This is a genomic window from Shewanella metallivivens, assembly GCF_028750675.1.
Taxonomy (GTDB): domain Bacteria; phylum Pseudomonadota; class Gammaproteobacteria; order Enterobacterales; family Shewanellaceae; genus Shewanella; species Shewanella metallivivens.
This window is the reverse complement of the sequence record NZ_JAQQPZ010000013.1, coordinates 1,150,275-1,164,992: the sequence shown is the minus strand read 5'-3', so window position 1 is coordinate 1,164,992 and position 14,718 is coordinate 1,150,275. Positions and strand designations below refer to the sequence as shown.

General features: G+C 43.7%; 14 protein-coding genes. All 14 read left to right on the top strand.

Annotated features, from left to right (window positions below; translation table 11 throughout):
• Positions 1-27: 27 nt before the first annotated feature.
• The 14 genes from gmk (at position 28) to PQR79_RS17870 (ending at position 14,718) form a co-directional block, all read left to right on the top strand.
• Positions 28-651: a guanylate kinase gene (gene gmk, locus PQR79_RS17940; protein WP_238104557.1), complete on the top strand. Its 624-nt coding sequence runs from the start codon at positions 28-30 to the stop codon at positions 649-651.
• Positions 652-711: 60 nt separating this feature from the next.
• Complete coding sequence (gene rpoZ, locus PQR79_RS17935; RefSeq protein ID WP_160051914.1) at positions 712-990, top strand: DNA-directed RNA polymerase subunit omega; 279 nt, start codon at positions 712-714, stop codon at positions 988-990.
• A 13-nt stretch (positions 991-1,003) separates the two neighbouring features.
• A complete protein-coding gene (gene spoT, locus PQR79_RS17930) occupies positions 1,004-3,112 on the top strand; it encodes a bifunctional GTP diphosphokinase/guanosine-3',5'-bis pyrophosphate 3'-pyrophosphohydrolase (RefSeq protein WP_238104559.1) in 2,109 nt (702 codons plus the stop codon).
• 29 nt (positions 3,113-3,141) lie between these two features.
• Positions 3,142-3,525, top strand: coding sequence for a RidA family protein (locus tag PQR79_RS17925; protein WP_238104561.1), 384 nt, complete (start codon positions 3,142-3,144; stop codon positions 3,523-3,525).
• A gap of 245 nt (positions 3,526-3,770) precedes the next feature.
• Positions 3,771-5,426: an AMP-binding protein gene (locus tag PQR79_RS17920; protein ID WP_238104860.1), complete on the top strand. Its 1,656-nt coding sequence runs from the start codon at positions 3,771-3,773 to the stop codon at positions 5,424-5,426.
• 141 nt (positions 5,427-5,567) lie between these two features.
• The gene (locus PQR79_RS17915) at positions 5,568-6,497 is read left to right on the top strand and encodes a calcium/sodium antiporter (RefSeq protein WP_238104563.1); all 930 of its coding nucleotides are present in this window, start codon (positions 5,568-5,570) and stop codon (positions 6,495-6,497) included.
• Positions 6,498-6,671: 174 nt separating this feature from the next.
• A complete protein-coding gene (locus PQR79_RS17910) occupies positions 6,672-7,352 on the top strand; it encodes an OspD family protein (RefSeq protein WP_238104564.1) in 681 nt (226 codons plus the stop codon).
• A 65-nt stretch (positions 7,353-7,417) separates the two neighbouring features.
• Positions 7,418-8,509 (top strand): sensor histidine kinase, encoded by a 1,092-nt coding sequence (locus tag PQR79_RS17905; RefSeq protein ID WP_238104565.1) that lies wholly within the window; start codon positions 7,418-7,420, stop codon positions 8,507-8,509.
• Complete coding sequence (locus PQR79_RS17900; protein WP_238104567.1) at positions 8,506-9,105, top strand: response regulator transcription factor; 600 nt, start codon at positions 8,506-8,508, stop codon at positions 9,103-9,105. Before PQR79_RS17905 ends, PQR79_RS17900 begins: the two co-directional genes overlap by 4 nt.
• 132 nt (positions 9,106-9,237) lie before the next feature.
• A complete protein-coding gene (recG, locus tag PQR79_RS17895) occupies positions 9,238-11,313 on the top strand; it encodes an ATP-dependent DNA helicase RecG (RefSeq protein WP_238104569.1) in 2,076 nt (691 codons plus the stop codon).
• 424 nt (positions 11,314-11,737) lie between these two features.
• A complete protein-coding gene (locus PQR79_RS17885; protein WP_238104571.1) occupies positions 11,738-12,628 on the top strand; it encodes a DUF3014 domain-containing protein in 891 nt (296 codons plus the stop codon).
• Between the two features lie 246 nt (positions 12,629-12,874).
• Positions 12,875-13,612: a beta-ketoacyl synthase chain length factor gene (locus PQR79_RS17880; RefSeq protein ID WP_238104573.1), complete on the top strand. Its 738-nt coding sequence runs from the start codon at positions 12,875-12,877 to the stop codon at positions 13,610-13,612.
• Entirely contained in the window at positions 13,605-14,486 is an 882-nt protein-coding gene (locus PQR79_RS17875; RefSeq protein ID WP_238104861.1) for a lysophospholipid acyltransferase family protein, read from the top strand. Before PQR79_RS17880 ends, PQR79_RS17875 begins: the two co-directional genes overlap by 8 nt.
• Positions 14,464-14,718: a phosphopantetheine-binding protein gene (locus PQR79_RS17870; protein ID WP_238104575.1), complete on the top strand. Its 255-nt coding sequence runs from the start codon at positions 14,464-14,466 to the stop codon at positions 14,716-14,718. The genes PQR79_RS17875 and PQR79_RS17870 overlap by 23 nt, the downstream gene beginning before the upstream one ends.

The following is a 14,718-nucleotide window of genomic DNA, read 5'->3' as shown; positions in this document are numbered from 1 at the left end:
ATGAATAACCAATGAGAAACCCAATTTATGAGCACTCGTGGAAATCTTTTTATTGTGTCAGCCCCCAGCGGCGCAGGTAAATCGTCTCTTATCTCGGCACTGTTAAAAGATAAACCCTGCGATAAACAGGTTTCTGTATCGCATACCACTCGCCAACCTCGTCCAGGTGAAGTTGACGGCCAGCATTATCATTTTGTCGACGTTGAACAATTTAAGGCATTAATCGCACAAGATGCATTTATTGAATGGGCTGAAGTGTTTGGTAATTATTACGGCACATCAAAAACCGTAATAGAACAAACGCTGGCAAAAGGTATCGACGTATTTTTAGATATCGACTGGCAAGGTGGTGAGCAAGTAAAAAAACTCATGCCTTATGCTGTTGGAGTGTTTATTTTACCCCCATCAAAAGCAGAGCTTGAACGCCGCCTAACGGGCCGAGGTCAAGACAGCCAACAAGTCATTGATTCTCGTATGGCACAAGCGGTATCTGAAATGTCGCATTATTCACAATATGAATTTGTGATTGTAAATGATGATTTTGATACCGCTCTGACCGACTTAAACGCAATTATTCGTAGCCAAAGGTTAACCTGTGCTAGTCAGCAGTATACCCACAATGGTATGCTTATTGATCTCTTGGCAGATTAATTGTCATAGTGTACAATTTTGCGTCATTTTTTCCCATAGATAACACTGGAGTTTCAACACATGGCTCGCGTAACTGTAGAAGACGCCGTAAACAAAATCGGCAACCGTTTTGATATGATCCTGGTTGCAGCGCGTCGCGCACGCCAAATCGCCGTGCAAGGTAAAGATCCTATGGTTGAGGAGATGAACGATAAGCCAACGGTTATCGCATTGCGCGAAATCGAACTTGGTTTAGTCACCTCAAACACATTAGATGCTGACGAACGCCAAACTGTGCGTGAACGTGAAGCAGCTGAAATCGCAGCTGTTGCAGCTATTGCAGAAGGCCGCGTAGTTTAAGGAGTAGCGCCACTTGTATCTGTTTGAAGGTCTAAAAGAGTCAGCGTCCAGCTATTTAGAGCCGGAGCAAGTCGAATTACTCAAGCAGGCCTATTTGGTTGCGCGTGATGCCCACGAAGGGCAAATGCGCACAAGTGGCGAGCCTTACATTACCCACCCAGTTGCGGTAAGCCGCATTCTGGCGGACATGCGACTCGATCACGAGTCGCTTATGGCTGCCCTGCTCCATGACACCATCGAAGACACTCCCGTCACCAAAGAAGAGCTCACTGAGCTGTTTGGTATTACGGTTGCGGAATTAGTCGAAGGTGTATCTAAGCTAGACAAAATCAAATTTCGCGACAAAAAAGAAGCCCAAGCAGAAAACTTCCGCAAAATGATGATGGCAATGACTCAAGATATTCGAGTGATCCTCATTAAGTTGGCTGACCGCACCCACAATATGCGAACCCTTGGGGCGCTTCGCCCAGACAAGCGTCGTCGCATTGCTCGCGAAACCTTAGAAATTTATGCGCCCATTGCCAACCGATTAGGCATTCACAACATTAAAATCGAACTTGAAGACTTAGGTTTTCAAGCCTATTACCCTATGCGACATAGAGTGATACGAGAAGTTGTTAAAGCAGCACGAGGCAATCGCAAAGAGTTGATAAACAGTATTGAATCAGCAATTGAGTCTCGCCTTGAAGAAGCTGGCATTCCAGCAAAAGTCAAAGGCCGGGAGAAAAACCTCTATTCTATTTACTGTAAAATGCGCAGCAAAGAGCTTCAATTCCAAGAAGTGATGGACATCTACGCATTTAGAATTATTGTTGACTCAATCGATACCAGTTATCGAGTGCTTGGTGCGATGCATGGCTTATATAAACCTCGCCCGGGTCGCTTCAAAGATTATATCGCCATTCCCAAAGCCAATGGTTATCAATCTCTGCACACCTCTTTATTTGGTCCACATGCTGTGCCTGTTGAAGTGCAAATCCGCACTGAAGAAATGGACCAAATGGCTGACAAAGGTGTTGCAGCACATTGGATGTATAAAAATAACACCGATGCAGCTAAACAAAACACCACTCAGGTACGTGCTCGTAAATGGATGCAAAGCCTGCTTGAATTGCAACAGAGCGCCAGCAGTTCATTTGAGTTTGTTGAAAACGTTAAAACAGAACTCTTTCCTGAAGAAATTTATGTCTTTACACCAGAAGGCCGCATTTTAGAGCTACCTGTTAACTCTACCGCTGTCGACTTTGCCTATGAAGTCCACACCGATGTGGGCAACTCATGCGTTGGCGCACGCGTTAATCGTCAAGCATATCCATTAAGCCAACCGCTTATTTCTGGGCAAACGGTTGAAATTATTACCGCTAAAGGTGCAAGACCCAATGCTGCATGGCTCAACTTTGTAGTCACAGGTAAAGCTCGCGGTAAGATCCGTCAGGTATTAAAGAGCCTAAAAGGTGATAACGCCATCGCACTCGGTAAGCGCCTTTTAAACCATGCGTTAGGTGATACTAAACTCGAAACGATTCCACCTGAATTACTCGAAAAAGTCATTAAAGAAACCAAACACGCTTCGCTCGACTCATTACTGGCTGATATTGGTTTAGGTAACGCTATGAGCATTGTGATTGCCCAACGATTAGTTGGCGAGCAGTTTGACTCACAAGATCACACTAATGAAAAGCCGCAAATGCCAATCCGTGGTGCTGAAGGCATGTTAGTGACTTACGCTAACTGTTGTCGTCCTATCCCGGGTGATGCGGTCATCGCCCATGTTAGCCCTGGTAAAGGCTTAGTCGTTCACATGGAAAGCTGTGCCAATATTCGTGGTTATCAAGGCGAGCCAGACAAGTACATTTCAGTGCACTGGGATAACGTTGAGGGTGTTGAATACCAAGCGAATTTGCGGGTTGAAATTGTTAACCATCATGGTGCATTAGCTAAAATCACTTCAATTATCGCCTCCGCGGGTTCTAATATTCACAACCTCAGCACAGAAGAACGTGATGGCCGAGTGTATTTGATTAATTTGCGTATTTCAGTGAAAGATCGCGTCCACCTAGCTAATGTTATGCGTCGGATCCGTGTGTTACCTGAAGTATTGCGCACATCGCGTAACCGTTAATTACTGCTAATTATAAGAGAGCACCCAACATGGCTGAAAAAATCATTATCGCAACAGACAAAGCCCCACAAGCAATTGGCACTTATTCACAAGCCGTTAAAGTGGGCAGCACCGTTTATCTATCTGGTCAAATTCCATTGGTTCCAACAACCATGACCATGGTAAGCGATGATTTTTCAGCGCAAGTTGTGCAAGTGTTTGAAAACTTAACAGCGGTATGCGAAGCCGCTGGCGGCACCATGAGTGATATCGTTAAATTAAATATCTTTTTAACAGATTTGTCTCACTTTGCGACTGTAAACGACATTATGAGTCGTTACTTCCAACAACCTTACCCTGCTCGTGCAGCGATTGGCGTAAAAGAGTTGCCTAAAGGTTCATTGGTTGAAATGGACGGTATAATGGAAATTTAACCGCCACTGTTAAAGATTCGATAAAGGCACCTTGGGTGCCTTTTTTATTATTTTCAACTTCAATTCTATAGAGCATTTGCTCAACTCTTATTGTTTATTCAACAAATTCTGTTAACTTACTCAAGCGTGACCTTGCACGCATAGTGTGCAAATTGTTTGCGCCACTGCACAAAAATGGCCATACTAAGTTGGTGATTTACTCAACTATAAAATCCACAATAACAATAAAGAACATGGAAGCGTCGATGGAAAATTTAATTAAAACTCCCGTTGAGATGTTGTCTCATTGGGTAGAAACTCAAGGTGACAAAGTTTACCTTCGCCAACCAATTGGCGGCAAATATGTGGATTTCACATGGCGCGAAGTCCAACAAAAAATGCAACAAATTGCTGGTTCTCTTCGTCATTTAGGCTTAACACCTGGCGATAAGGTTGCTGTACTGTCTAAAAACTGCGCCGAGTGGTTTATTGTTGATCTAGCCTTAATGTATGGCGGCTACATTAGCGTACCTATCTACCCAACAGCCAATGCAGAGACCATTCGTTATGTCGTTGAGCACAGTGGTGTTAAAGCCATATTTAGCGGAAAACTTGACCATTGGGCAGAACAGGAGGCCGCTGTTGGGGGCGACATTCTTCGTTTAGCCATGCCGTACGACACCATGCCAGCACAATATCACTGGGAGCAGTTGTTAACATTGGGCCAACCCTTAGTTGATGCACCATTTCCAACCCCCGATCAAGTGATGACTCTTATTTATACTTCTGGCTCAACGGGTAAACCTAAAGGCGCCATTCAAACATTTGCCAGCTATGGCTGGGCATGTGAAGCCGTCGTGCGCGATTTGAAAACCAATACGGCGGATCGCTTGCTATCTTATTTACCGCTTGCTCACATTACTGAGCGTGTAGCAATTGAAGGCTCATCATATTACTCAGGCTCTACTGTCGCCTTTGTTGAAAGCCTAGACTCATTTGTTGATGATATTCAACGCTGTCGTCCGACGGTATTTTTCTCTGTACCGCGCTTATGGACCGTATTTCAACTCAATATTATTAATAAAATTGGTGAGAAAAAACTTAATACCTTACTCAAACTGCCAATTATTAGCAGTATCGTTAAACGTAAAATTAAAAAAGGATTGGGGTTAGACCAGTCTCGCTTAAACGGATCGGGGTCGGCACCTATCCCGCCATCATTAATACAATGGTACCACTCTATCGGAATTGATATTTGTGAAGCATGGGGTATGACTGAAAACAGTGCATATTCGATTATCAACTATCCATTTAATCCCAATAAGATTGGTACCGTAGGTCGCCCTGTAGAAGGTAGCCTTGTGCGTAAAAGTGAACAAGGTGAATTATTAGTCAAAAGCCCGGGGTTAATGCAAGGCTATTACCTGCAAGAAGAAGCAACTAAAGCCGCATTTGCAGAAGATGGCTTTTTTTATACCGGTGATTTGTGTGAAATTGACGAAGATGGTTACATTGAAATTACCGGCCGAGTAAAAGACAACTTTAAAACCTCTAAAGGCAAGTATGTCGCACCAGTGCCAATTGAACGTCGATTAGCTCAAGACTCACATGTTGAACTGATTTGCGTTATTGGCTCAGGTTTACCGCATCCAGTGGCACTTGTGCAGTTATCTGAAGGCTCTAAATTGCAACCGCGCGAAGAAGTCAGATCATCATTAAAAGAAACGCTAGACAGTGTTAACCCACATTTAGAGTCACATGAACATGTTGATGCTATTGTTGTTGTGAATGAAGATTGGACCATCGAAAATGATGTGCTCACGCCAACCCTTAAAATTAAACGTCATGTGCTTGAAAAAGCCTTTAGCGCTAAAATTGAAGGTGTTCGCGGTGCCAAAATTCGCTGGGAAGATGAGTTGTAATTTGCAACAGATATTTTCAATCTGAACCGTAAAAAATACACGCTAAATAGCGTGTATTTTTTTGACATATTCTGTCAATATACGCCCACCATTAGGCAGTACTAATGTGGTACAGCTTAACTTTACAAGGCAGAAACAATCATGTTCATTGCGTTATCGATTATTGGCGGTTTTATTATTTTAACCTTTGGTGCAGAAGCATTAGTGCGCGGTGCCAGTGCGGTCGCATTACGCCTAGGTATTGCTCCGCTTATTATTGGATTAACCATTGTTGCATTTGGTACCAGTGCCCCAGAACTCGCGGTAAGCGTAAAATCAGCCCTTGCAGGCAACCCCGGTATTGCATTAGGTAACGTGGTGGGGTCTAACATCGTTAACGTTGGGCTTATTTTAGCCATAACCGCGCTTATCCGCCCTATTACAGTGCAATCACAAATGGTGAAACGCGATATACCTATCATGATTGCGGCATCGGTTTTAATGTGGTTTTTATTACTTGATGGCGATGTCAGCTTTATTGATGGCGCGATTTTATTTGGCCTACTTGTCGCTTACTTAGGCTTTAGCTATGTTAGCTCAAAAAATAATCCCGAAGAGTTAGACATTGACGCCACGCCACTAAATCCACTAATTTCAGTGCTACTCATTGCTGTAGGTATTGCTATGTTAGTCGGTGGCGGAATTTTGTTTGTAGATGGCGCGGTTGATTTAGCTAAACAATTTGGCATAAGCGAAGTGATTATCGGCTTAACGATTGTGGCAATTGGCACCAGTATGCCCGAACTTGTCACCTCGGTGATGGCCGCGTTAAAAGGTCAAAGTGACATCGCTATTGGTAACGTTGTTGGCTCAAACATTTTCAATGTGCTAGGTATTTTAGGTGCAACAGCATTAATCCATCCAGTCTCAGCAGCAGGGTTTAATGAAGTCGATTTTATCGCCATGCTGATTTTTGCCATTATGGTTTTGCCATTTGCTTGGAGTGGCTTACGCATTGGCCGACGTGAAGGCGGCATGTTACTCGCGGGATACCTAGGCTATACCAGCTATTTGGTAATGCAAGTGGTGTAATCCTTACGCTTATACACGAAACCGAATAAGGCTAACATGAATGTTGGCCTTATTTATTGTTAAACAAAATGACATTTGTCACCCTAATTTGATGACCTTTGTGCCTAATAATCAAATGTGTGTTTCTCCATACTAACCTGACTCCCATAACAATGGGCAACCAAGGAGAGCACCATGAAAGCACTAGTATTAATCACCAGCCTTAGTTTAGTTAGCCACTACAGCCTTGCCGATATCAAGGATATTGATGCCGCAGCTAACACCATGAACATTAATCAACTGTCGCAATATAGCCAAAACACCAGTGACTATGAACAAGCCTACGCGTTTTATCGTTTAGCCATTATCGCTAATGTTAGCGGCCAACGTAAACAGGCTGCCAATTCGTTAAACCAAGCCCAAAACACGCTAGAAAACTTACTCAGCGCACAAGCAACAGCAGACTCACAAGCACTGTTAGCAGCGGTATATGGCATGCAAATCGCGTTAGATAATAGCAAAGGTGCTGAATTCGGTATGAAAACGGCCACACTATTACAACAAGCCTCAGAATTAGAACCCACTAACCCAAGAGTGAGCTTAGTTAAAGCGATCAATGCTTTTTACACCCCAAGCGTTTTTGGCGGCGGACTAGAAAAAGCACAAACCTTCGCAAGCCAAGCGATCACGCTTTATGATCTCCCCTGCGACACAATCTGCTGGGGTCAGGCTGAAGCCTATACATGGCGAGGCCTAGCCAAACAGGAACAGGGGGATTTAACTGGCGCAACGGAAGACTGGCAAGCTGCAATCGACATAGAACCACAATACGGTTGGGCTAAATTTCTATTAAACCAACAAGCTGTAAAGCAGTAATGCCTAACGTAATTGGCTTGAGTTAACGCGCAGTTACTCTATGATTAACTGCGCGAGGAGGCATCATGACATCTGGTTTAACACATAATAATCAAAAAAGTTTTGAACAAAAAACAGCTTGGGTTTACTTAATTAACCTTGGTTTTTATTTTATCCCACTGTTTTTTATGGATGGACAATGGTTAAAAATAACCTTAGCCGTGGCGTTGTTAATCCCTTTTGTTGTGGGCTACTTTTGGGCATATAACAACTCAAAAGAACACGCCTACAAACCTATTACACTTATGATGGTCATTGCCATTACGTCTGGATTTTTAACTAGTGGCTCCATGTCATTGTTCAGTTTTTGTTGTTTCTTTATCGGATTTTTCTACTCACTACGTACAGCAATACTGAGTTACATTGGTATCAGCTTATTGTTATTAAGTCTCAATATTATCGTCGGTTACACGGGCTACTTTTTTACTTTTTATGGCATGGGTATTTGCCTGATTGTTGGTTTTTTTGGTGTGATCGAGCAACATCGCCAACGTATCAAGCGCCAGCAGCAACAATCTAAAGACGAAATAACTCAACTTGCCACCTCGCTTGAACGCGAACGCATAGCCCGCGACCTGCATGATGTAATGGGTCATCATTTAGCCTCAATTGCATTAAAAGCTGAGCTTGCAGACAAGCTCATCAGCGCAGGTAAAACAGAACAAGCACAACTCCAAATAAATCAAGTCAGCCAAATAACCCGCGACTGCTTAAGCCAAATTCGCCAAACCGTGACCGACTACAAACACCAGGGGTTGAGTCAAACCACCAGCACGTTAAGCCAAATGTTGCGAGATAAGTCCATTGCGGTCACCATTGAAGGCCAATGGCCCAAATTAAATAACCTCGCTGAATCACAATTGTGCCTGATGCTTACAGAGTTAGTGAATAACACCCTTAAGCACAGCAAAACTGACCATTGTACGATTGCAATCCAAACCATAGATAGTCAATTACTGCTGCAATATATTGAAAATAGCCCAATAACAGCTTTAACTGAGGGTAACGGCCTAAAAGGTATTAAAGAGCGTGCTGCATTATTGCACGCCGATGTGCAATACCAGTTGAGCCCTCAGTTTATTGTCACCATTATCTTGCCACTGACAGAGTCAACATGAATATTTTATTAGCAGAAGATCAAGCCATGGTCCGTGGTGCACTGGCAGCACTTTTGACCCTCACCGCCGATGATATACACATAACCGAAGTAGAAGACGGCGACAGTGCTTTGAAAATGCTCAAATCTCAGCACTATGATTTATTATTAACCGACATAGAAATGCCCGGAAAGTCTGGCTTAGAACTCAGCCAATGGTTACAACAACAAGCCAGTTCTACCAAAGTTATTGTCCTCACCACTTTTGGTCGTGCAGGTTACATAAAACGGGCGTTAGAATACGGTGTCAGTGGCTTTTTATTAAAAGATGCGCCATCAGATGAGCTTATTAGCACCATAAAACAAGTGATGGCAGGCAAACGGGTTATCGATCCAGAGTTAGCATTTAATGCCATTGGTGAAGTAGACCCGCTTAACGACAAAGAACGCCGAGCATTACGTCTAGCCAGTGACGGAATGTCTACCGCAGATATTGCCAGCAAACTGTTTATCGCCGAAGGCACTGTGCGCAACTATTTATCTGAAGCTATTAATAAACTCAGTGCTAGTAATCGTATTGATGCAGCCAGAATAGCCAAGCAGAAAGGGTGGCTGTAATAGCATATTGCCTTGTGAGCAAACTCTGCTAAGATAACCTAAACATCTGTATATAATTACAGTGATTGATTGGGGCTAATTGAAATCACTGTTGTTTTTACTTTTTAATTATCAATTTTAGGTGCACGCAATTTGCTACGACTGGATAGAGTTCCAATCACAGACCTTAAAGGCGTTGCCAAAAAGGTCGCTGAAAAGCTGGCCAAGCTTGGGATCAAAACAGTACAAGATGTGTTGTTTCATTTACCGCTGCGCTACGAAGACCGAACGCAAATTTATCCCATTGCCGCGTTACCTCCAGCAAGTTACGGCACAATTGAAGCAGAAATTCAATCGACCCAAATAATGCAAGGCCGTCGACGCATGCTTGTATGTAATGTCCGCGACCATAGCGGCGTAATGAGCTTGCGTTTTTTTAACTTTTCAATGGCGCAACGAAATGGCATGGAAAACGGTGCCATTATTCGCGCTTATGGCGAGATAAGACGCGGCAACCATCATAAAGAAATCGTCCACCCTGAATATCAAATCATCCACCCAGGTGAAACCGTCAACTTAAGTGATACTCTCACACCGATTTATCCCACAACAGAAGGATTAAAACAAGCCAGTTGGATACGCTTAACAGAGCAAGCATTAGTCATGTTAGACCAAGGTGGATTACCTGAATTACTCCCAAGTAATTTGCAACCCAATAACATTAGCCTGCGCGATGCGCTGCATACCCTGCACCGTCCTTCAAGTTCAGTATTACCTTATGAATTAGAGCAAGGGCAACACCCTGCTCAGCAACGATTAATACAAGAAGAACTGCTGGCCCATAACCTCAGCATGTTGCAATTGCGCCAGCGAAGCAATCAAGATGCGGCCGTTGCCATGGCCGCTACAGGGCAGTTATTACAACCATTTTTGACTCAACTGCCCTTTTCGCCAACTGGGGCACAACAACGCGTGGTCGCAGAAATCAACCAGGATTTACAACAACCAACCCCCATGATGCGTCTTGTACAGGGGGATGTGGGTTCAGGTAAAACCTTAGTGGCGGCACTTGCTGCCCTGCAAGCCATAGAAAATGGCTACCAAGTGGCAATGATGGCTCCCACCGAATTATTAGCCGAACAACACGCGGCTAACTTTGCTAATTGGTTTGAACCTTTAGGTCTTAAAGTCGGCTGGTTAGCTGGCAAACTTAAAGGCAAAGCTAGAGTGCAATCACTTGAGGACATCGCCACCGGTGCAGCGCACATGGTCATTGGCACCCATGCTATTTTTCAACAAGCCGTGGTCTTTAATAAACTGGCCTTAATCATTATTGATGAGCAACATCGTTTTGGGGTTCACCAACGTTTGGGCTTGCGAGAAAAAGGCATTAGCCAAGGCTTTCATCCCCATCAGCTGATTATGACCGCAACGCCAATACCGCGTACACTGGCGATGACAGCCTATGCCGACCTCGATACGTCGATTATTGATGAGTTACCTCCAGGGCGTACACCTGTAACAACGGTTGCGATTGCCGATACTCGCCGGCAACAGATAATTGAACGAGTCAGACATGCCGCCATAAATGATAACCGCCAAGCTTATTGGGTATGCACCTTAATTGAAGAATCTGAAGTATTAGAATGCCAAGCCGCAGAAGACACTGCCGCAGAGCTGAGCGCTGCACTGCCCGAGTTAAAAGTAGGTTTAGTGCATGGTCGGATGAAAAGCACTGAAAAACAGGCCATCATGGCGCAGTTTAAGTCAGGTGAATTGAACTTATTGGTGGCGACTACCGTCATAGAAGTCGGCGTAGATGTGCCTAATGCCAGTTTAATGATTATTGAGAACCCTGAGCGGCTTGGACTTGCTCAATTACATCAACTTCGAGGTCGTGTGGGTCGTGGCGCAGTAGCCAGTCATTGTGTGCTGCTTTATAAAGCGCCGTTATCGCAAACGGCAACCAAGCGCTTGGGAGTATTAAGAGACAGCAACGATGGCTTTGTGATTGCACAAAAAGATCTTGAGATTAGGGGGCCCGGTGAAGTACTGGGCACAAAACAAACGGGTTTAGCCGACCTTAAAATTGCCGACTTAATTCGCGATCAGCACCTCATTGCCCCCACCCAAAAATTAGCGGTGCATATCAACCAACAGGTGCCACAAAATATCGACGCCATCATTGAGCGATGGTTAGGAGACCGCCAACAATACATTCAAGCGTAAAAGCTTGAGCTAAAAATGAATTAATGTGGATTATCACCAGTTACCACTAGACAACGCTGTTGAATATTGCAAAATGGTAACACGCAGTATTTTTCGACTCCATCTAGGGCCAGTTGATCTTTCAAGGTTGTTTTTGCAGCGAATTGTTGGCCATTTGTACAAGGCAGAGACTTAGATGTGTAGTTATTCTACATAAAAAGTCGATAACGCAGTAAAAATGGCCAACAAACGCTGCCCGAAGGGTTCGGCTAAAAACGTGTTACTCTTTGTTGAATGACTCTTTACTAATAAAGAGTTGCTTAGATGACTAGGCATCAATCCATTCGCCTCGATTAAAACGTTTTTAACTCGAACAAAATTTAACCTGCAAAGATCAACAGGCCCTAAATATCTATATCGATAGCAAACACGCCAAGGAATTGAAATGCAAGTTAATGAAGAAGACAGAATCAGCCCTCAATCTGACGAAAAATCAGGTACTAACATTGCTTTTATTGCAATCGCGGTAATCGCTTTATTAGCAGCAAGTAGCTATTTTTATTTTACCAGTGATGACAGCGAAGAATTTGACCCCGTTGTCATGACCCCAGTAGAGCTGCCTGAAGCACTCCCGGCAACACCGATTGAACAAGCCCCGATTGAAGAACCACAACAAATCGAATCAAACACCGATGATGTCGTGCCTACTGGCGAGCCTGAATCAAACAACGAAACCGTTGTTGTTGAACCATTACCTGCGCTAGCAGAATCAGACGACTTTGTTGAAACCAAAACCTTAGCCATCGCTAACGGAATGAAAATTGCGCCAATGATTTTGAAAAAAGACATTGCCCGTCAATTTGTGGTGTTTGTAGACAACCTAGCGCAAGGCGAGTTAGTACGTAAGGCAAGTCCGTTAAAAGGCCCAGAAACTGAGTTTTCAGTTAGCGAAATCACCAATAAAACGTTTTTAAATCCTGACAGCTACCATCGTTACGATTTGTACGCAGACTTTATTGCAGGTTTAAACGAAAAAGATTTGGTCGCAACCTACACAGAGCTTAAACCTCTATTTGCAGAGGCTTTTGCTGAGTTAGGTTACAATGATGTCGATTTTGACAAGCGCATGCAATCTGTCTTTACCATGGTGGCAGAAGCACCGATTGTCGAAGACCCTATTGAGCTGTCTTATTACAGTGTAAATTACCAATTTGCGGATCCTAATTTAGAAGCCTTACCTAACGCGCAAAAATTGCTAATTCGTATGGGCCCCGAAAACACCCGCAAAATAAAAGCGGCGGTTAAAAAACTACAGGCCAGTTTTCCAGCACAGTAATCACTTAATACATATTTCCCTAAATACCTTAAATAGCACGGCTAAAAAACCGTGCTATTTTTTTGACGATACGTTTTGAACAAATATTGTTGAACAAATAATCTAAAAAACGTTTTTTCTTTTACGTGACTTCTTAAATAACCCTTGATAGGTGTACAATTAGCGCCGTTAACGAATCGTCAGCAAAAGAATGATTATTTGTTAACACTTAGATAAGGATAGCTAGGCAGTTATAGAGGCAAAGTAGTGCACTTAGAATTTCAACTTCTCTCATGGGGCGCATGGTCTCCAGACTTTCAAACGACTGAGAGCTGGCAACATTGGCAACAGCCAAACACAAGTGTGTCTGCTAGCCAAGCAACGCCAGCCCTATCGCATGTCCCAGCAATGCAACGCCGCCGATTTAGCCGCCTAACTAAAATGATGTTAACGGCAGCACACGAATGCCAAGTCGCCCCGCAAACTCGCGGCATTTTTTCATCACGACATGGCGAACTGACCCGAACCCTTGGATTACTGAAAGATATCACCGAACAACAACCACTTTCACCTATGGCTTTTAGTCAATCAGTGCACAACACAGCCAGTGGTATTTTCGGAATCCTCACTCATAACACCGCCGCGTCGACATCTATTGCTGCAGGTGAGCAAACCCTACCCCAAGCATTAATAGAAGCTTATGCTCAACTGGCACAAGACCCTAAGCCTGTTTTAATGATTTTTGGTGATGACCCTGTTCCACCGATTTACAGTGAGTTTACCCACGAAGTTGAGCTGCCCATCGCCTTAGGCTTGTATCTAGCACCCGCCAATAGCGTTACAAATACCAATGCGAATACCACCCTAGGCTTATCCGAACGACCAGTCCCAGGCCATAATCAAGATAACATCAGTTTTAGCCAATTAATTCACCATATCGCCACAGGTAAAAACATCCAAGGGTGTTTATGTCATTGGTATTGGTCTGTTGAGCATCATGATTAATTCTCCGCAGTCAGCTCCTTTTACATCTCAACAGAGCATAGCCCCAAAACTGACTGGGCTTAGGTATATTCCGAGGTGGATAGGTGGCGTAATGTGTTACATGGTATTTGGCCTTGGCGGGTTGCTCAGCTCATTAACCATACTGCCAGTATTACGTTATTGGCCAGGGTCTAAGCAGGAACGCATAGCACGAGTGCAACGTACCGTGAGTTTAATGTTTAAAGGTTTTGTCGCCATGTTAACCGCGGTTGGGGTCATTAACGTCAGCACCCAAAATTTGCATTTATTACAGCAAGCTCGAGGTCATATAGTGATTGCCAACCACCCAACTCTGGTTGATGTAGTCGTGTTAATTAGTCTCATGCCCAATGCGGGCTGCGTTGTGAAACAAAGCTTATGGCGCAATCCATTTATAAGAGGTGTGCTATCGAGTGTGGGTTACATCCCTAATCGCAGCGCCAATCTGCTGCTACAAGATTGTAAGCAAGTATTAAAGCAAGACACAAATTTAGTGATTTTTCCTGAAGGTACCCGCACACTGGTTGGCAATGTCATTAACCCATTTGCGCGTGGGGCGGCTAATATTGCCATACGTACCCAAAGTGATATTTTACCCGTGGTACTTCGCACCGATGTAGCAGGCTTAACTAAACAAGAGTCTTGGTACCAAATACCACGACAAACCATCAGCATGTCGGTTGAAATTACCGATAGCGTACTGCACCATGACGATGAGATTACCCAAGGTAACGAAGCAAAAATGGCTCGGCAACTCACCCGAGACCTGCAACAGTTTTATTTAAACAACCTATCAAGTCCACTTGATAGCCATACTGATAAGAAACAAAAAAATGAACTTACACAACCAAATTAAACAGCTGATTATTGACAGCTTAGACCTAGAAGATGTCACCATTGAAGACATCGATACTGATGCCGCACTATTTGGTGAAGGCCTAGGTTTAGACTCTATTGATGCGTTAGAGCTGGGTCTAGCAATCAAAAAAGAATTCGACGTCAAAATTGAAGCCAATTCTGACGCAACCAAAGCACATTTTTTCAGTGTAGCTAGCCTTGCTAGTTTTATTGAATCGCAACGTGTTTAG

What these genes read in the sequence shown, in the direction of transcription:
- gmk (WP_238104557.1), top strand. Translation starts at nt 28, where the DNA reads ATGAGCACTCGTGGAAATCTTTTTATTGTGTCAGCCCCCAGCGGCGCA.
- rpoZ (WP_160051914.1), top strand. Translation starts at nt 712, where the DNA reads ATGGCTCGCGTAACTGTAGAAGACGCCGTAAACAAAATCGGCAACCGT.
- PQR79_RS17925 (WP_238104561.1), top strand. Translation starts at nt 3,142, where the DNA reads ATGGCTGAAAAAATCATTATCGCAACAGACAAAGCCCCACAAGCAATT.
- PQR79_RS17920 (WP_238104860.1), top strand. Translation starts at nt 3,771, where the DNA reads ATGGAAAATTTAATTAAAACTCCCGTTGAGATGTTGTCTCATTGGGTA.
- PQR79_RS17915 (WP_238104563.1), top strand. Translation starts at nt 5,568, where the DNA reads ATGTTCATTGCGTTATCGATTATTGGCGGTTTTATTATTTTAACCTTT.
- PQR79_RS17910 (WP_238104564.1), top strand. Translation starts at nt 6,672, where the DNA reads ATGAAAGCACTAGTATTAATCACCAGCCTTAGTTTAGTTAGCCACTAC.
- PQR79_RS17905 (WP_238104565.1), top strand. Translation starts at nt 7,418, where the DNA reads ATGACATCTGGTTTAACACATAATAATCAAAAAAGTTTTGAACAAAAA.
- PQR79_RS17900 (WP_238104567.1), top strand. Translation starts at nt 8,506, where the DNA reads ATGAATATTTTATTAGCAGAAGATCAAGCCATGGTCCGTGGTGCACTG.
- PQR79_RS17885 (WP_238104571.1), top strand. Translation starts at nt 11,738, where the DNA reads ATGCAAGTTAATGAAGAAGACAGAATCAGCCCTCAATCTGACGAAAAA.
- PQR79_RS17875 (WP_238104861.1), top strand. Translation starts at nt 13,605, where the DNA reads ATGATTAATTCTCCGCAGTCAGCTCCTTTTACATCTCAACAGAGCATA.
- PQR79_RS17870 (WP_238104575.1), top strand. Translation starts at nt 14,464, where the DNA reads ATGAACTTACACAACCAAATTAAACAGCTGATTATTGACAGCTTAGAC.